Genomic DNA, 17100 nt, shown 5'->3' on the forward strand with positions numbered 1-17100 from the left:
CGAGAAAGGCACTCCCATGGCCACCGAAGAGACCCTCGTCCTCGTCAAGCCCGATGGCGTCGCCCGCGGCCTCACCGGCGAGATCCTCCGCCGCATCGAGGCGAAGGGCTACTCGCTCGTCGACATCAAGCTCGTCGAGCCGAGCCGCGACCTGCTCGCCCGGCACTACGCCGAGCACGAGGGCAAGCCGTTCTACGAGCCGCTCCTCGAGTTCATGCTGTCGGGCCCCGTCGTCGCGATCCGCGTCGCCGGGAACCGCGTGATCGAGGGCTTCCGCGCGCTCGCCGGCACGACCGACCCGACGACCGCCGCCCCGGGCACCATCCGCGGCGACCTCGGCCGCGACTGGGGCCTCGCCGTGCAGCAGAACCTCGTGCACGGCTCGGACAGCCCCGAGTCCGCCGCCCGCGAGCTCGAGATCTGGTTCTAGACCGCTCGGCGAGCGGGGCGAGTCGAAACGCACTCAGCGATGACAACGCAGAGAGCCGGCATCGGGAACGCTCCCGATGCCGGCTCTCTGCGTGCGTCGGCCTAGAACAGCATCCCGAGGACGTCGAGGCGCAGCTGGGCCATGACCGCGATGGCGACGTAGCTCAGCACGGCGAGGAGCGGCAGCCAGCCGATGAGCGCGTCGGCGCCCCTGCGCACAGGACGCGGGAGGGGGATCGCCCCGATCCGGATGGCGTGGAGCAGCACCGCGTAGAACGACGGGATGGTGACGACCCACGTCACCATGCACCACGGGCACAGCGTCCCGATGACGAAGATGCTCTGGCCGATGAGCCAGCACACGAAGCCGAACGCGAACGCCATCCCGAGCGTGAACAGGGCCCAGAACCAGCGGGAGAAGCGCGCGCCGGCGAGGAGCGCCATCCCGACGACGACCGGGGCGACCCATCCGGTGACCCCGAGCAGCGGGTTCGGGAAGCCGAACACGGAGCCCTGCCAGGCGTCGAGGTTCTTCCCGCACTGGACGAGCACGTTGAAGTCGCAGCCGAGCGCCGCACTCGGGTTCTCCAGCAGGTGGAACTTCTCGACCGTGAGCGAGAACGCCGCCCACCAGCCGATGACGCCGGCGACGACGAGCCAGATGGCCAGAGCGGTGGGGCGCGTGCGAGTCTCGGGCATGGTCGGATTATCGCATCGCGGCCTGCGCGCGCCGTCCGCGCGGCGCGCCCGGGCACCCTCCCTCGCGCCTCAGGGTGCGGGTGAACAGCAGGTAGTGAGATAATGGTCCCGACGTGCACCCCGGCGAGGTCGGGGAGCCGTCGAGTGACAAGACTTCGGGGCAACGGCTGCCCCGCGCGACCAGAGCGAAGTGCCGGTCGCATGCCGATGGAGTTCGCGGCCGCGCGATGCGGGGCCGCACGAGATTCTCGGGCGGACCTCCGCCCCGCAGGGAGTACGCCAGCGATGGCTGAAGTGAACAACGACACAGACGGAACCTTCGACGCGAACGGAGGCGACGAGGCGGCTGTCGAGCCCACGACGCAGCCCGACGCGCAGCGCGAGAGCGCCGCGGACGAGACGCCGGACGCGCCAGACGCACCGCACGTCGAGAAGGTCGAGCAGGCATCGGATGGCGCGGAGCCGGCCGCCGAGACCGACGCGCCCGAGGGTGAGAGCTCGGAAGCCGGATCCGCGGACTCCGAGGACTCCGACGCGTCGGCGGACTCCGACGCGCCGGCAGAGGACGAGGTGCCGGCGGAGGAGCCTGAGCCCGAGCCGGTGACCGCGGTGAGCCTCGGCCTCCTCCCGGCCGACTTCGTCTCGCGCGTCACGACGGACCTGCACTTCTACGCGCCCGACATCACGCCGCTGCCCGCGCTCCCCGAGCCCGAGCCCGAGGAGCAGCAGGGCGGGCGCTCGTCGCGCCGTCGGCGCCGTCGCGGCGGATCCGACGGGGTCGACGAGGCGCCGCAGGACGAGCCGCGCCGCCGGCAGCGCGTCGTCGAGGTGATCACCGAGCCGCAGCGCATCAAGGGCTCGACGCGCCTCGAGGCGAAGAAGCAGCGCCGTCGGGACGGCCGGGAGGCGGGCCGCCGTCGCCCCGTCGTGACCGAGGCCGAGTTCCTCGCCCGCCGCGAGGCGGTGGACCGCCAGATGATCGTCCGCTCGAAGAACGGACGCATCCAGATCGCCGTGCTCGAGGACAACGTGCTCGTCGAGCACTACGTGGCGCGCAACCAGGACGCATCGCTCATCGGCAACGTGTACCTCGGCCGCGTGCAGAACGTGCTGCCCAGCATGGAGGCCGCGTTCGTCGACATCGGCCGCGGCCGCAACGCCGTGCTGTACTCGGGCGAGGTCGACTGGGATGCCGTCGAGACCGGCAACCAGCCGCGTCGCATTGAGCTCGCGCTCAAGCAGGGCGACCGCGTCCTCGTGCAGGTCACGAAGGACCCCGTGGGCCACAAGGGCGCGCGTCTGACCAGCCAGATCTCGCTCCCGGGCCGCTACCTCGTGTACGTGCCGGGCGGCGCCATGAACGGCATCTCGCGCAAGCTGCCCGACACCGAGCGGGCGCGCCTCAAGAAGATCCTCAAGGAGGTGCTCCCCGAGTCGTCGGGCGTCATCGTCCGCACCGCCGCGGAGGGGGCCACCGAGGAGCAGCTGACCCGCGACGTCAACCGCCTCACCTCGCAGTGGGCGCACATCAACGAGCTCGTGCAGAAGGGCAACGCACCCGCGCTGCTGCACAGCGAGCCCGACCTGCTCGTCAAGATCATCCGCGATGTCTTCAACGAGGACTTCACGAAGCTCCTCATCCAGGGCGCGGAGGCGCAGCGGACGATCGTCGACTACCTCACGGGCGTCGCGCCCGACCTGCTCGACCGTGTCGAGCACTACGAGGGCGACCGCGACCCCTTCGACGAGTACCGCATCACGGAGCAGATCGAGAAGGCGCTCGACCGCAAGGTCTGGCTGCCGTCGGGCGGCTCGCTCGTCATCGACCGCACCGAGGCGATGACGGTCGTCGACGTGAACACGGGCAAGTTCGTCGGCTCGGGGGGCAACCTCGAGGAGACCGTCACGAAGAACAACCTCGAGGCGGCCGAGGAGATCGTCCGCCAGCTCCGGCTGCGCGACATCGGCGGCATCATCGTCGTCGACTTCATCGACATGGTGCTCGAGTCCAACCGCGACCTCGTCCTGCGGCGTCTCATCGAGTGCCTGAGCCGGGACCGGACGAAGCACCAGGTCGCCGAGGTCACCTCGCTCGGCCTCGTGCAGATGACCCGCAAGAAGCTCGGTCTGGGCCTGCTCGAGACGTTCAGCGAGCCGTGCGAGGTGTGCGCGGGCCGCGGCGTCATCGTCCATCACGACCCGGTGGTCAAGCACCGCTCGAACGGCGCAGGCTCGAACGGCTCGAACGGCTCCGGCCGTCGCTCGCGCGGCGGACAGTCGTCCCAGAGCGCGGCGCCCGCGCAGCCGTCGTCGGCCGCGCACGTCATCACGGACGGCGTGAAGTCGGCGCTCGCGCAGATCGCCGCGTCGACGATCGCGAAGCCGGAGTCCGAGGCGTCGGAGCCGCAGCGCCCCGAGCAGCCCGCGCGCGCGGAGCAGCCGGCCGACCTCGCGTCACTCGGCATCGAGCTCCCCGAGGGGCCGCGCGGTGGCGCCCAGAGCGAGGAGCGCGAGCGTCCGCGGCGACCGCGCAAGAAGCGCTCGGTCGAGAAGCCCCCGTCGGTCGCGCCGACGTCGGAGGCCGCCCAGCTGCTCGACTCCGTGCTCGAGGCGCTGCCCGAGCCGAAGGCGCCCGGCCAGGGCCGTGCCCGCCGTCGTGTCACGACGGCCGCACTGCTCGGCACAGCGGTCACCGTCAACCCCGCGACCCGCGACGGGGAGTGACGTCACGCGCGCTCGGGGCCTCAGCGGCGGTCCCGAGCGCGCACCCGCAGGCCGGAGGCGATGAGGGCGCGCGTGAGCTCGTGCGCCGAGACCGCCGTGGCGCCCGCCGCGACGAGCCGGGGGAGCGCATCCTCCGGCACGTCGTAGTGGTCGCGGTCGAACGCCCGCCGTGGGATGTCGTTCGCCGCTGCGAAGGCATGCAGCTCGGCGAGGCTCTCGTCGCTCACGAGATGGGCCCACAGGCGCCCGTGCGCGGGCCACATCGCCTGGTCGACGAGAACGGTCATGGCCATCCAGCCTACGGACATCCGCGCCCGACGCGCCGCGTCGCCGCTTTTGGCCGAACCGCCCGACATCGGGTAAAGTATTCCTTTGGTGCGTCCCCTGTCGCGCGCTCTCCCACTGGCGGCGCGACGAAAGTCTTGCCCGAGACGCACCTCGCACATCCGGTGCGACCCGCAAGCGAAGTCTTCCCGTGAGATTCGGAAGCCGCACGGCTTCCCCAATGAAACAGGTATGAACGTGGTTTACGCAGTTGTTCGCGCCGGTGGCCGGCAGGAGAAGGTCGAGGTCGGGACCATCGTGACGCTCGACCGCCTCAAGGCTGCCGAGGGTGAGACGATCGAGCTGCCCGCCGTCCTCTTCGTCGACGGCGACACCGTGACGACCGACGCCAAGAAGCTGGCGAAGGTCAAGGTCACCGCCGAGGTCCTCGGCGACCTGCGCGGCCCCAAGATCGTCATCCAGAAGTACAAGAACAAGACCGGCTACAAGAAGCGCCAGGGTCACCGTCAGGACCTGACGCGCGTCAAGGTCACCGGCATCAAGTAAGCGGAAGAGGCTCCAGAGATGGCACATAAGAAGGGCGCAAGCTCCACCCGCAACGGCCGCGACTCGAACGCGCAGCGCCTCGGCGTCAAGCGCTTCGGCGGCCAGACCGTCAACGCGGGCGAGATCCTCGTCCGTCAGCGCGGCACGCACTTCCACCCGGGCGCCAACGTGGGCCGCGGCGGCGACGACACGCTCTTCGCGCTCGCTGCCGGTGCCGTGGAGTTCGGCACCAAGGGCGGCCGCAAGGTCGTCAACATCGTCGCGGGCGAGTAATCACCGCAGACGCACATGCATCTGGACGGGGCGGGCTTCGGCCCGCCCCGTTCTCTTTCCCCCGGTTCGTCCGGGACGCTCCCGCGAGAGGTCAGGAACCGACATGGTCACGTTCGTCGACGAGGTGACGCTGCACCTGCGCGCAGGCAAGGGCGGCAACGGCTGCGTCTCGGTGCACCGTGAGAAGTTCAAGCCGCTCGGCGGGCCCGACGGCGGCAACGGCGGAGACGGCGGCGACATCGTGCTCGTCGCCGATCCGCAGACGACCACCCTCCTGAGCTACCACCACTCGCCGCATCGCTCGGCGGGCAACGGCGGCTTCGGGATGGGCGACCACCGATCGGGCGCGCAGGGCGAGGACCTCGAGCTGCCGGTTCCGGTCGGCACGGTCGTGAAGTCGCCCGACGGCGAGGTGCTCGTCGACCTCATCGAGCCGGGGATGCGCTTCATCGCGGCCCCCGGCGGCCGCGGCGGGCTGGGCAACGCGGCGCTCGCATCGCCCAAGCGGAAGGCGCCGGGGTTCGCGCTCCTCGGCACCCCCGGCTGGGAGGGCGACGTCGTCCTCGAGCTGAAGACCGTCGCCGACGTCGCGCTCGTCGGGTTCCCGTCGGCGGGCAAGTCGAGCCTCATCGCGGCGATCTCCGCCGCGCGGCCCAAGATCGCCGACTACCCCTTCACGACGCTGCACCCGAATCTCGGCGTCGTCCAGGCCGGCGACATCCGCTACACGGTCGCCGACGTGCCCGGCCTCATCGAGGGCGCGAGCGAGGGGCGCGGGCTCGGCCTGGAGTTCCTCCGCCACGTCGAGCGGTGCACCGCGCTCGTCCACGTGCTCGACTGCGCCACGCTCGAGCCCGGACGCGACCCGATCACCGACCTCGAGACCATCCGCCAGGAGCTCGCGAACTACCCGGTGGCGGACGGCCAGGTGCCGCTCCTCGAGCGCCCGCAGATCGTCGTGCTCAACAAGGTCGACGTGCCCGAGGCGCATGAGCTCGCCGAGTTCGTGCGGCCCGACCTCGAGGCGCTCGGCTACCGCGTGTTCGAGATCTCGACGGTCGCGCGGCGCGGGCTCCGCGAGCTGACCTTCGCCCTCGGCGAGATCATCGACGAGCACCGGAAGGCCGCGCCGGTCGAGCCTCCGCGGGAACGGGTCGTCATCCGCCCCAAGGGCTCCGAGAAGGAGTTCACGGTGCGCGTCGAGGGCGGAACGTACGGGAACGTGTACCACGTGCTCGGCGAGAAGCCCCTGCGCTGGGTGCAGCAGACCGACTTCCAGAACGAGGAGGCCGTGGGCTTCCTCGCCGACCGCCTCGAGAAGCTCGGCGTCGAGGACGAGCTGTTCCGGCTCGGCGCCGTGCCCGGCTCCACGGTCGTGATCGGCGGGGACGCCGGCATCGTGTTCGACTGGGAGCCGTCGATCGCGTCGGCGGCGGAGCTCATCCAGGCGCCGCGCGGCCTCGATCCGCGTCTGGACCCGAACCGCCGGCGCACGACGGCCGAGCGGCGCGAGCAGTACTACGCCCGTCAGGATGCCCGCACGCTCGAGCGGGCGATGGAGGAGGAGCGCCGCCGGGCGCGTCGCGACGACGAGGAGGACGACGCCGAATGACGGTGCGGCACAGGAGCGAGCTGGCGACCGCGGGTCGCATCGTCGTGAAGGTCGGCTCGTCGTCGATCAGCGGCGAGGCCGCGTGGCGGATCCCGGTCCTCGTCGAAGCTCTCGCGGCCGCGCACGCGCGCGGCGCCGAGGTGCTCCTCGTCTCGTCCGGGGCGATCGCGACGGGGATGCCGTTCCTCGACCTGGAGTCCCGCCCGCACGACCTCGCGACGCAGCAGGCCGCCGCCGCCGTCGGCCAGAACGTCCTCGTGTACCGCTACCTCGAGGCGCTGCGCCCCTTCGACATCATGGCGGGGCAGGTGCTGCTCACCGCCCACGACATGGAGGACCCGACGCACCGCAGCAACGCGCGCCGCGCGATCGAGCGCCTGCTCGGACTGCGCATCCTCCCGATCATCAACGAGAACGACACGGTCGCCACGCACGAGATCCGGTTCGGGGACAACGACCGCCTGGCCGCCCTCGTCGCGCGTCTCGTCGGAGCCGACGCGCTCGTTCTCCTGAGCGACATCACGGCGCTGTACACGCGTCCGCCGGGGGAGCCGGGGGCCGAGCCGATCCACGTCATCGAGCCGGACGACGATCTGTCGTCGTACGCCTTCGGCTCGAAGGTCGTCAACAGCGTCGGCACCGGGGGAGCGGCGACCAAGGCCTCGGCCGCGCGTCTCGCCTCGAGCGCCGGCATCGGCGTGCTCGTCACGAGCGCCGACCAGGTCGCCGACGCCCTCGCGGGCGCGCCCGTCGGCACGTGGTTCGCGCCGTCCGACGGAGGGGCCGTCGCGACCGGCCCGCTCGCTAGAATGGGCGGATGACGACAGACGCACTCATCGCCCCCGAGCACACCGCGGTCGAGGTCCCCGAGGACCGCCTGCGGCGCGCCAAGGAGGCGTCGCGCGCGGTGGCGCGTCTGACGAGCGACGAGAAGAAGGCCGCGCTGCATGCGATCGCGGATGCGCTCATCGCGCACCGCGCGGAGATCATCGCCGCGAACGCCGAGGATCTGCGCCGCGGCGAGGAGCAGCAGATCGGCGCATCGCTCCTGGACCGCCTGCGCCTCGACGAGGCGCGCATCGACGCGCTCGCGGCCGCCGTGCGTCAGGTCGCCGCGCTGCCCGACCCCGTGGGCGAGCTCGTCCGGGGGCAGCGGATGTACAACGGGGTGCTGCTCGAGCAGCGCCGTGTGCCGTTCGGCGTCGTCGGCGTGATCTACGAGGCGCGCCCCAACGTCACCGTCGACATCGCGGCGCTCGCGCTGCAGTCGGGGAACGCCGTCGTCCTGCGCGGCGGCAGCGCCGCCCGGTCGTCGAACACGGTCCTCGTCGACGTGATGCGCCGCGCTCTCGAGGCACAGGGCGTCGTGGGCGACGCGGTGCAGACGGTCGATGACTTCGGGCGCGACGGCGCGCGCGCCCTCATGCGCGGCCGCGGGCTGGTCGACGTCCTCGTCCCGCGCGGGAGCGCAGGTCTCATCGAGACGGTCGTCACGGAGTCGATCGTGCCGGTGATCGAGACCGGCGCGGGCAACGTGCACGTCGTGCTCGATGCGTCGGCCCCGGAGGACTGGGCCCGCGACATCGTCGTGAACGCCAAGGTGCAGCGGCCGAGCGTGTGCAACGCGGCGGAGACCGTGCTCGTCGTCCGCGAGGCGGCCGACCGGCTCATCCCCTCGGTCGTCGCGGCGCTGCAGGCGGAGGGCGTGACCGTCCACGGCGACGAGGCCGTCGCGGCGCTCGCGTCCGGCATCGTCCCCGCGACGGAGGAGGACTGGGAGACCGAGTACCTCAGCCTCGACATCGCGATGCGCGTGGTCGACACGCTCGACGACGCGATCGCGCACATCCGCCGGTACAGCACGGGCCACACGGAGTCGATCGTCACGGCCGACGTGCGCAACGCCGAGCGCTTCCTCGACGAGGTCGACTCGGCGGCCGTCTTCGCGAACGCGTCGACGCGCTTCACGGACGGCGGCGAGTTCGGGTTCGGCGCCGAGGTCGGCATCTCGACGCAGAAGCTGCACGCGCGGGGACCGATGGGCCTTCCCGAGCTGACCAGCACTAAGTGGGTCGGGCGTGGCTCCGGCCAGGTGCGGGGCTGACGGTAAGCTGGAAGGGTCCGCCCGACCGTAGAACGGAACATCTATGCACTTCGCCACCGCGATCGCGACCCTCGCCGCAGAATCCGAGCACGGCAACGTCGCCCTGGAGACCCTGCCCTTCGGACTCGTCGCCTTCGGGATCTTCGGCGTCCTCGCGCTCGTGGCCGCGTCGTACCGCAACGTCGCCAACCGCCACGCCGACGCGAGCGAGCACGTCGACGGCGAAGCAGGGCACGGCCACTAGGCCTCGGAAGGTGACGACCACGACGCGTGCTCCTCGGATCGGGGTGATGGGCGGGACGTTCGATCCCATCCACCACGGTCACCTCGTCGCCGCGAGCGAGGTCGCGACGTCGTTCGACCTCGACGAGGTCGTCTTCGTGCCGACCGGGCAGCCGTGGCAGAAGGAGAAGGTGTCGCCCGCGCAGGCGCGGTACGAGATGACGGTCATCGCGACCGCGTCGAACCCGCGCTTCACGGTCAGCCGCGTCGACATCGACCGCGGAGGGCTCACCTACACGGTCGACACGCTGCGCGACCTGAAAGCCGAGCGCCCCGATGCCGAGCTGTTCTTCATCTCCGGCGCCGATGCCGTGGCGCAGATTCTCAGCTGGCGGGACCATCATGAGCTGTGGGAGCTCGCCCACTTCGTCGCCGTCTCGCGTCCCGGTCACGTGCTCAGCACGGATGGACTGCCCGACGACGGCGTGAGTCGCCTGGAGATCCCCGCACTGGCGATCTCCTCCACCGATTGCCGGGACCGCGTGAGACGCGATCTTCCCGTCTGGTACCTCGTGCCGGATGGCGTGGTGCAGTACATCGCGAAGCATCATCTGTATCGGAGCAAGTCATGAGCACATCAGACGGTCGTCCCCTCACACGACGTCAGCTGCGTGAGCTGCGCCAGACCGGACAGACGCCGATCCTCACCGAGGACGACATCGCGGCCGACCGCGACGCGAGAGCCGTCGAGGAGGAGGCGGCAGCGCCCGCGATCGACGAGCCGTCCGACGAGAACCCCGCCCCCGCGTCGGACGACGGCGAGGCGACCGACGAGGTCGAGGAGCTCGAGGTCGTGCCGGCCGTCGCCGAGGAGGAGCGCGAGGAGGCGCAGACCGCGGACGCCGAGCCCGCTGAGCCCGTGGACGCTGACGCCGTGGACGAGCCAGCTGAGCCCACTGCGTCGGCGACGCCCGACGACCGGACATCGTCCGAGGGGGAGAGCGCCCCGTCGCCCGCTCCCGCTCACCCGGTCCTGACGCGCCGTCAGCTGCGCGAGCAGGAGCGTCTGCGCACCAACGCGACCCCCACGGTGAACGCCGAGCAGGCCGAGCCGGAGACGCAGGCCGAGCCGGAGACGATCGAGGCCACCATCGTCACCGACGAGGTGCCGCAGACGGCGGCGCCCGCCACGGTCGACGTCGAGCTCGTGGAGCAGACTCCGGAAGCGCCCGTGGAGGAAGCGCCCGTCGAGGATGAGGCCCCTGCCGCGTCGCCGACCCCGCGCGCGTCGTCCGAGGCGCCGACCGCGGAGGACGCGGGGAGCAGCAGGCCACGCTCCGTCCGGACTTCGGAGAGGGCGTCGAGGTCGAGGCGATCACGCACTCGCCGGCGTCGTTCGACGAGCTCCTCACTCAGCCGCAGGAGACGAGCGGCTCCAGCTCGGCCCCGAGCACCCTCGTCCTCGATGAGATCCCGGCGACCGCGGCGCTCAGCGCGCCGATCACGGCGACCGGCGAGCTGCTCATCACGAGCTCGCACAAGCTCCCCGAGGGCTTCGGCTCGAGCGGCGCCGCGAAGGGCACGACCGACGGCCGCGAGGTCGACGCGGTGCTCATCGACGGCGAGATCCCGCTCTCCTCGTCCCCGACGCCGATCGCCGCGAGCGACGCGGTGTCGACCTCGAAGAGCCCGGGAGAGGTCATCCGCCCTCCCGCGCCCGAGAAGAACCACAAGCTCATCTTGACGCTCGGCATCACCGCAGGAGGCCTCGGCATCGCCGTCGTCGCCGCCGTCGTCATCGCCTACGCGACAGGAGTATTCGGCTGATGGCAACACAGTCGTCCATCGACATGCTGCAGATCGCCGCCGCCGCGGCGGATTCCAAGGGCGCCGAGGATCTCGTCGCGCTCGACGTCTCGCAGCCCCTTCCGCTCGTGGACATCTTCCTCCTGGCGACGGGGCGCAGCGAGCGCAACGTCGCGGCCATCGCCGACGAGATCGAGGACAAGCTCCTCGAGGCGGGCCACAAGTGCCTGCGCCGCGAGGGCCGCTCGGAGGCGCGCTGGGTGCTCCTCGACTTCGGCGACCTCGTGGCGCACATCTTCCACCAGGAGGAGCGGTCGTTCTATGCGCTCGAGCGCCTCTGGAAGGACTGCCCCGTGGTGCCGATCGACCTCCCCGCGACGCGCCCGGCGGACTGAGCGGATTTCACCGCGCGGAAACCGTCATGTAAGCTAAAGGAGTTGTCCGGGGCTTCTACCGGACAGCGTCTGGGCCTGTGGCGCAGCTGGTAGCGCACCTGCATGGCATGCAGGGGGTCAGGGGTTCGAGTCCCCTCAGGTCCACCAGAGAAGAGCGAGAGCGCCCCGTCGGAAGACGGGGCGCTCTCGCGTTGTGCGGCGAGGTCCCGGCTCAGCTCGCGTCCGCGGACGGCGAGCGGTCGACAGCGGATACCGGTCCGCGCACGAGGATGGCGATGGCGACCGCGCCCAGCACCGCGGCGCCCGCCCACATCGTCTGCTGCCAGCCCACGACGAACGCGACGCGGGCGGCATCGAGGATCTGCGCCGCACGGGGACCGGCCTCCGTCGCGATCGCGGCGGCGGTCGCGATGCCCTCGCTCGCGGCGCCGGCCCACTCCGCCGGGACGCCGTCCAGCCGCACCGAGATCGCGTCGCGGTAGCCGGCGACGAGGAGCCCGCCGAGCAGGGCGATGCCGAGGGCCGCGCCGAGCTCGCGTGCGAGGTCGTTGACGGCGGACGCGACTCCCTGACGCTCCTCGGGAAGCGAGGAGGTGATCGCCTCGGTCGACGGGGTCATCGCGAGCCCTGCGCCGACGCCCAGGACGACGAGGCCCGGCAGAACGCTGAGGTAGCCTCCGTCCGCGGACACGAGACCCGCCATGAGCGCGAGACCCGCCGCCGACATCCCGAGGCCCGCGACCATCGCAGTCCGTGTGCCGACGCGCGCAGCGAACCGCGGAGCGAGGCCGGACGCGAGCATCATCATGAGCGCCAGCGGCATCAGGCCGAGCGTGGCGAGGAGGCCGCTCCACCCGAGCGCGACCTGGAGGAACGGATAGAGCATCAGCGAGACGCCGCCCTGCACGCCGAACAGCACGAGGAGGATCGCGGACCCGGAGGAGAGGCCGCGCCGGCGGAAGAACCGCAGGTCGAGCAGGGGGTCGTCCGCGCGGAGCTCCCACACCGCGAACGCGACGGCGGCGAGCGCGGCCGCCGCGAGTGCGATGAGCACGACCGGATCGGTCCAGCCGTGCGTCGGAGCCTCGTGCAGCGCGAACGTGAATCCCACGGCGGCGACGACCGAGGTCACGGCGCCGACGAGGTCGAAACGGCCGCTCGCGACCTCGCGCGAGTCCGGCACCGCTCGGATGGCGACGAGGAGCGCCGCGATCGTCAGTGCGATGGGCAGCGCGAAGAGCCATCGCCACGAGGCGAGGTCGACGAGGAGGGCCGAGAGGTACATGCCGAGAAGGCCGCCGCTCGCCGCGACCGCGCTCCAGATGCCGATCGCGCGCGAGCGCTCGCCCTCGGGGAAGGTGGCGGTGATGACCGCGAGCGTCACCGGCATGATCATCGCGGCGCCGACCCCCGCCAGGAGCCGCGCGGCGAGCATCGCCTCGAGCACGGGCGCGAGAGCGCCGGCGATGTTGGCGAGCCCGAAGAGGGCGAGCCCGAGCAGGAGCACGCGGCGTCGTCCCAGTCGGTCTCCTGCGGCGTCGAGAGGAAGCAGGAGGGCCGCGAGCGTGAGCGTGTAGGTGTTGATGATCCAGAGCACGTCGCCCTGCGACGCGTCGAACGCGCTCGCGAGCTGCGGCTGCGCGACGTTGAGCCCGGAGACCGACGCGACGACGGCCATGAGCGCGATGCCGACAGCCCAGAGGATCGCCCGGCGTCGCCGCGGATCGTCGACGACGAGGGACGGCGGATGGACGCGGACGGGGGAGGTCGAGGTCATGGAGCGGGCCTTTCCGGTTCAGTGGACACGATGAGCGCGCACGACGACGTCGCGGAGATGCTGCCGGTGGGTGCCGATCGTCAGCGCCCGGGACGACGTGTACCGGCTGTCGACCTGCCATTCGGGCGCGGTCAGCAGCGACGCGATGTCGCCGGGGGAGGCGGTCGCGTGCGCGGGATGCGGGACGGTGCCATGCCCGTGGGCGGGCGAAGGCGCGTGGGCGACGACGAGGAGCGTGCCGCCCGGTGCGACCTGTGACGCGAGGAGGCGGAAGAGGTCGAGCTGGCCGATGTCGGCGTGCGCGTAGCTCGTCAGGACGAGGCTCCACGTCCGCCTCGGTCGCCATCGTGCGATGTCCGCCTCGACCCAGTCGATCCGGTCCGCGACCCCCGCAGCGGCGGCGCGACGCGCGGCCGATGCCAGTGCGTTCGCGGAGAGGTCGACGCCGGTGACCTGCCATCCTCGTTCGGCGAGCCAGACCGCTTCGGCCCCGGTCCCGCACCCTGCGTCGAGCGCCGTGCCGGGCGCGAGGCCGCCGATCTCCCTGTCCAGGTACGGGTGGGGTGCGTCGAGCCCGGGATCCGAAGGGGCGTGGGCGGACCAGTGATCCTCCCAGAAGGCCTTGTCGAAGTCGTGCATGCTCATCTCCTTCTCCCCGACCGTGAGCGGGGTGCGGGAAGAGCGTCCCATCCCGGAGCCCACGGTGGCAAATATTCTTGCCGAATGGCAAACTGGTGCCATGCGACCATCTGCAGACCAGACTCTCGACGCGGTCGGGCCGAGGCTCAAGCACCTTCGGCTGCGGCGCGACATCACGCTCACGGCGCTCGCGGAGGCGACCGGGATCTCCGTCAGCACGCTGTCGCGGCTCGAGGCCGGTCTGCGCCGGCCCACCCTCGAGCAGCTCCTGCCCCTCGCCCGGTACTACGGCGTCACGATCGACTCCCTCGTCGACGCCCCGCGCACGGCCGACCCGCGGGTGGACCTGCGCCCGATCTCCTGCGGCGACGGCTCGGTCATCATCCCGCTCACCCGGCGCCCCGGTGGGGTGCAGGCGTTCAAGTTCGTGCTGCCGGCCGACCGGGACGACCGAGCTCCCGATCTCCGCTCGCATGAGGGGCACGACTGGGCGTACGTCCTCAACGGGACGCTCCGGCTCGTCCTCGGCGACCAGGACCTCCTTCTCCACGCGGGCGAGGCGGTGGAGTTCGACACGCGCACCCCGCACTGGTTCGGTGCGACGAGCGCGGGAGCCGTCGAGTACCTGAGCCTCGTCGGCCGTCATGGGCAGCGCGCGCACGTGCACGGGGGCGCCGCGACGCCGTAGCCTCCGCCGACGAGTCGATACCGTGGGTGCATGGCCTCCCCTCGCATCGTCATCACCTACTGCACCCAGTGCCGCTGGCTGCTGCGCGCCCAGTGGTACGCGGGTGAGCTCCTCCAGTCGTTCGAGGACGAGATCGGCGAGGTCGCGCTCGTGCCGGCGACGGGCGGCGTGTTCCGGATCGACGTCGGCGAGGTGCACGTGTGGAACCGGAAGCGCGACGGCGGCTTCCCGGAGATCGCTGACCTGAAGCGGCGCGTGCGCGACCTCATCGCGCCGGGCAAGTCGCTCGGGCACGCGGATCGCGCCGCGGGGGACTGAGCCGCGACGTGCGCCGGTGACGTCGTGTTACCGAGTTCGTCGCCCGGCTACGCGCTCGGCCCCGACGACGCGGATGCGCTCGTAGCGTGCTCGCATGGTCACCGTCTCCCTCGTCGCCGTCTCCGGCAGCCTCCAGTCGCCCTCGCGCACGAGCGTTCTCGCGCGCGACATCCTCACCGCGTACGCCGACGCCCTCGGCGACGAGCATCTCGTCACGACCGACGTGATCGAGCTCAGCGAACTCGGTCGCGAGTTCAGCGGCGCGCTGCGCCGCGATGAGCTGTCGGTGCGCGCGGAAGAGGCCCTGCGCCGCATCGAGAGCGCGTCCCTCCTCGTCGTCGCGAGCCCCGTCTACCGCGCCTCGTTCACGGGGCTGTTCAAGCACGTGTTCGACTTCGTCGACCAGTACGCCCTCGTCGACACGCCCGTGCAGCTCGCCGCGACCGGCGGGAGCGATCGGCATGCCCTCGCGCTCGAGCATCAGTTCCGCCCGCTCTTCGCGTTCTTCCAGTCCCTCACGCTCCCGCTCTCGGTCTACGCGCGGGACACCGACTTCACGGACGGTCGCATCGCCTCGGCGGCTCTGCACGACCGGCTCGAGCTCACGGTGCGTCGGGGGCTGCCGTCGGTGCGCGCGGCTCTCGCCACGTCGTCCCCGGTGGCCGCGGGCGTGTAGCGCCCGCCGACGACGCACGACGTCATATTCCCTATCGGAATGATCGGGAATGCCGTGCGCGGGGTGAGGATGGCCTCATGTCGCCTCTCATCTCCGCTGCCGACCTGCACGAAAGGCTCTCCGGGGGCGCACGCGTGAGCCTTCTCGACGTCCGCTGGCGCCTCGACCTCCCGGAGGGCCGACCCGCCTACCTCTCGGGTCACCTCCCCGGCGCGGTGTATGTCGACCTCGAGACCGAGCTCGCCCGTCGCGGGCATCCGGAGGAGGGCCGGCATCCGCGTCCGGCCCACCGCGATCTCGAGCGCGCGGCCATCCGATGGGGCGTGCGCCGCGGCGACCTCGTGGTCGTCTACGACGACAATGACTCGGTCGCCGCCGCGCGGGCGTGGTGGCTGCTCCGGCGCACCGGGCTCGAGGTCCGCGTCCTCGACGGAGGCCTGCGCGCGTGGATCGCCGCCGGACATCTCCTCGACACGGGCGACGTCGCTCCGCCCCGTGGTGACGCGACGCTGCGCGACGTCGATCCCGGGGAGCTGCCGATCGACGAGGCGGCGACCCTGCCGAGCCGCGGCGTGCTCGTCGATGTGCGGTCCCCTGAGCGATACCGCGGTGCGCACGCGGGAGCCGATCCGACGGCCGGCCACATCCCGGGCGCCGTCAGCCTCCCCGCCGTGACGCACATCCGACCGGACGGCACGCTGCGCACGCCGGCCGAGATCCTCACGGCCTTCGCGCGGACCGGGGCTCGACCGGGCCGCGAGATCGGGCTGTACTGCGCGTCGGGCGTCGCATCCGCCCACAGTGCCCTCGCCCTCGCGACAGCGGGGATCGAGGCGCGGGTCTTCTCGGGCTCGTGGAGCCGGTGGGTGCAGAGCCCGGGGCGGCCCATCGCCGTCGGCCCGACGCCGGCCGGGCGGGTCGTCGGGCACCTGCGGAGCTCTGCGCTCGCCCGGTGACTCAGGTCGGGATGCCGCGCCGAACCGCGGCTTCGAGCAGGTCGCGGCTCGTCGGTGCGAGGTCGCGCGGTGTGCCGCGCCAGAGCGCCGTGATCGGGCGCGAGATGGCGGGCCCGGCGATCGCGATCCGCCGCAGACGCGCCAGGCGCACATCGTCCGCCACGACGAGGTCGCTCAGAACGGCGGGGGCGATGCCCTCGGCGACCGCAGACCGGATCGCCGCCGAGGTGGACAGGACCATGGCCGGCGCGACCGGCGTGCGTCCGAGCCGCTTGCGGACCGCGGACTCCCACGCCCTCCGCGTGCCGCTGCCGTCCTCGCGCGCGATGAGCGCGGTGTCGGCGACGTCGTCGAGCGACACGCTCCCGTGGTCGGTCCACGGGTGCGAGGGCGCCGTGACGAGGACGAGCACATCGTCCGCGACCGTCGAGCTCGACAGGTCGTCCGGGATGTCCGGACTCTCGACGAACCCGAGGTCCGCCTTGCCCGTGCGCACGAGCTCGGCCGTCTCGTCGCTGTTCGCCGTCACGAGGCGAACCGAGGTCGGCTCCCTGCCGTCCTCGAGCTGCGCGGCGCGCAGGGCGAGGAGCCACGCGGGCAGCATGTGCGCGGCGACCGTCTGACTCGCGGCGACGACGAGCGCGCGCGTGCTCTCCCCGCGCAGCCGCTCGACGCCCGCGCGGAACCGCTCAGCGGCCGCGAGCAGGTCGTCGGTCCAGGTCAGCACCCGGCGTCCGCTCGCGGTGAGTGCCACGCCGTGCGGGGAGCGCGTCACGAGCTCGAGGCCGAGCGTGCGCTCGAGCGAGCGGATGCGCGCCGACGCGGACTGCTGCGTGCAGCCGGTCTCGCGGGCCGCGGCCGAGATCGAGCCGTGGTGCGCGACGGCGCTCAGGAGCTCGAGGGCGTCGATCGAGGGCACGTGTCGCATGGTCCCTACAGTCTGGCCCTGTA

Annotated in this window: 22 protein-coding genes and 1 tRNA gene; 16 read left to right on the top strand and 7 right to left on the bottom strand. The window is 71.9% G+C overall.

The window, feature by feature from the left end:
• Positions 1-16: 16 nt before the first annotated feature.
• Positions 17-430, top strand: coding sequence for a nucleoside-diphosphate kinase (gene ndk / locus GC092_RS07285; RefSeq protein WP_271172008.1), 414 nt, complete (start codon positions 17-19; stop codon positions 428-430).
• 101 nt (positions 431-531) lie between these two features.
• On the opposite strand, the gene GC092_RS07290 is transcribed toward ndk, so the two are convergent.
• On the bottom strand, positions 532-1128 hold the full coding sequence (locus tag GC092_RS07290) for a vitamin K epoxide reductase family protein (protein ID WP_324014671.1): 597 nt from the start codon (positions 1126-1128) through the stop codon (positions 532-534).
• A gap of 285 nt (positions 1129-1413) precedes the next feature.
• Between GC092_RS07290 and GC092_RS07295 the strand changes: the two genes are divergently transcribed.
• A complete protein-coding gene (locus tag GC092_RS07295) occupies positions 1414-3852 on the top strand; it encodes an Rne/Rng family ribonuclease (protein WP_324014673.1) in 2439 nt (812 codons plus the stop codon).
• Between the two features lie 20 nt (positions 3853-3872).
• On the opposite strand, the gene GC092_RS07300 is transcribed toward GC092_RS07295, so the two are convergent.
• Positions 3873-4139: a DUF4031 domain-containing protein gene (locus GC092_RS07300; protein WP_271172005.1), complete on the bottom strand. Its 267-nt coding sequence runs from the start codon at positions 4137-4139 to the stop codon at positions 3873-3875.
• 235 nt (positions 4140-4374) lie between these two features.
• Here GC092_RS07300 and rplU point away from each other — a divergent pair, with 235 nt between their 5' ends.
• From rplU to nadD, 7 genes are all read left to right on the top strand, one after another.
• Positions 4375-4683, top strand: a complete 309-nt coding sequence (gene rplU / locus GC092_RS07305) for a 50S ribosomal protein L21 (protein ID WP_271172186.1) — start codon at positions 4375-4377, stop codon at positions 4681-4683.
• Positions 4684-4701: 18 nt separating this feature from the next.
• Positions 4702-4956 carry a 50S ribosomal protein L27 gene (rpmA, locus tag GC092_RS07310; RefSeq protein ID WP_271172004.1) on the top strand — a complete coding sequence of 85 codons (255 nt, stop codon included), beginning with the start codon at positions 4702-4704 and terminating at the stop codon, positions 4954-4956.
• Positions 4957-5059: 103 nt separating this feature from the next.
• A complete protein-coding gene (obgE, locus tag GC092_RS07315; protein ID WP_324014676.1) occupies positions 5060-6568 on the top strand; it encodes a GTPase ObgE in 1509 nt (502 codons plus the stop codon).
• Positions 6565-7389, top strand: a complete 825-nt coding sequence (proB, locus tag GC092_RS07320; RefSeq protein WP_271172002.1) for a glutamate 5-kinase — start codon at positions 6565-6567, stop codon at positions 7387-7389. Before obgE ends, proB begins: the two co-directional genes overlap by 4 nt.
• Positions 7386-8672, top strand: coding sequence for a glutamate-5-semialdehyde dehydrogenase (locus GC092_RS07325; RefSeq protein WP_271172001.1), 1287 nt, complete (start codon positions 7386-7388; stop codon positions 8670-8672). Before proB ends, GC092_RS07325 begins: the two co-directional genes overlap by 4 nt.
• Positions 8673-8715: 43 nt before the next feature.
• Complete coding sequence (locus GC092_RS07330; protein ID WP_271172000.1) at positions 8716-8916, top strand: hypothetical protein; 201 nt, start codon at positions 8716-8718, stop codon at positions 8914-8916.
• Between the two features lie 10 nt (positions 8917-8926).
• Entirely contained in the window at positions 8927-9526 is a 600-nt protein-coding gene (gene nadD, locus GC092_RS07335; protein WP_271171999.1) for a nicotinate-nucleotide adenylyltransferase, read from the top strand.
• 5 nt (positions 9527-9531) lie between these two features.
• Here the strand turns inward: nadD and GC092_RS07340 are convergent, their stop codons facing one another.
• Complete coding sequence (locus GC092_RS07340) at positions 9532-9921, bottom strand: hypothetical protein (protein ID WP_324014679.1); 390 nt, start codon at positions 9919-9921, stop codon at positions 9532-9534.
• 385 nt (positions 9922-10306) lie between these two features.
• Entirely contained in the window at positions 10307-10510 is a 204-nt protein-coding gene (locus GC092_RS07345; protein WP_324014680.1) for a hypothetical protein, read from the bottom strand.
• Between GC092_RS07345 and GC092_RS07350 the strand changes: the two genes are divergently transcribed.
• From GC092_RS07350 to GC092_RS07360, 3 genes are all read left to right on the top strand, one after another.
• Positions 10503-10721: a hypothetical protein gene (locus GC092_RS07350; protein ID WP_324014681.1), complete on the top strand. Its 219-nt coding sequence runs from the start codon at positions 10503-10505 to the stop codon at positions 10719-10721. The genes GC092_RS07345 and GC092_RS07350 overlap by 8 nt on opposite strands.
• Positions 10721-11095 carry a ribosome silencing factor gene (gene rsfS, locus GC092_RS07355; protein WP_374727730.1) on the top strand — a complete coding sequence of 125 codons (375 nt, stop codon included), beginning with the start codon at positions 10721-10723 and terminating at the stop codon, positions 11093-11095. Before GC092_RS07350 ends, rsfS begins: the two co-directional genes overlap by 1 nt.
• Positions 11096-11166: 71 nt before the next feature.
• Positions 11167-11242: transfer RNA gene (locus GC092_RS07360), tRNA-Ala, on the top strand.
• A gap of 64 nt (positions 11243-11306) precedes the next feature.
• On the opposite strand, the gene GC092_RS07365 is transcribed toward GC092_RS07360, so the two are convergent.
• Together GC092_RS07365 and GC092_RS07370 are read right to left on the bottom strand one after the other, a co-directional pair.
• Positions 11307-12872: an MFS transporter gene (locus GC092_RS07365; protein WP_324014682.1), complete on the bottom strand. Its 1566-nt coding sequence runs from the start codon at positions 12870-12872 to the stop codon at positions 11307-11309.
• An 18-nt stretch (positions 12873-12890) separates the two neighbouring features.
• Positions 12891-13511 (bottom strand): class I SAM-dependent methyltransferase, encoded by a 621-nt coding sequence (locus GC092_RS07370; protein WP_324014683.1) that lies wholly within the window; start codon positions 13509-13511, stop codon positions 12891-12893.
• 100 nt (positions 13512-13611) lie between these two features.
• Between GC092_RS07370 and GC092_RS07375 the strand changes: the two genes are divergently transcribed.
• The 4 genes from GC092_RS07375 to GC092_RS07390 all read left to right on the top strand — a co-directional run bounded on the left by GC092_RS07375 (position 13612) and on the right by GC092_RS07390 (position 16149).
• Positions 13612-14199: a helix-turn-helix domain-containing protein gene (locus GC092_RS07375; RefSeq protein ID WP_271171995.1), complete on the top strand. Its 588-nt coding sequence runs from the start codon at positions 13612-13614 to the stop codon at positions 14197-14199.
• A gap of 30 nt (positions 14200-14229) precedes the next feature.
• Entirely contained in the window at positions 14230-14517 is a 288-nt protein-coding gene (locus GC092_RS07380; RefSeq protein WP_271171994.1) for an Rdx family protein, read from the top strand.
• A gap of 94 nt (positions 14518-14611) precedes the next feature.
• Positions 14612-15193, top strand: coding sequence for an FMN reductase (gene msuE, locus GC092_RS07385; RefSeq protein ID WP_324014685.1), 582 nt, complete (start codon positions 14612-14614; stop codon positions 15191-15193).
• A 77-nt stretch (positions 15194-15270) separates the two neighbouring features.
• Positions 15271-16149: a sulfurtransferase gene (locus GC092_RS07390; protein WP_324014686.1), complete on the top strand. Its 879-nt coding sequence runs from the start codon at positions 15271-15273 to the stop codon at positions 16147-16149.
• 1 nt (position 16150) lies between these two features.
• On the opposite strand, the gene GC092_RS07395 is transcribed toward GC092_RS07390, so the two are convergent.
• Positions 16151-17068, bottom strand: a complete 918-nt coding sequence (locus GC092_RS07395; protein WP_324014687.1) for a LysR family transcriptional regulator — start codon at positions 17066-17068, stop codon at positions 16151-16153.
• Positions 17069-17100: the final 32 nt, after the last annotated feature.

Origin of the sequence: Microbacterium sp. JZ37, assembly GCF_035188445.1 — a bacterium.
In the GTDB taxonomy this organism is placed as follows: Bacteria; Actinomycetota; Actinomycetes; order Actinomycetales; family Microbacteriaceae; genus Microbacterium; species Microbacterium barkeri.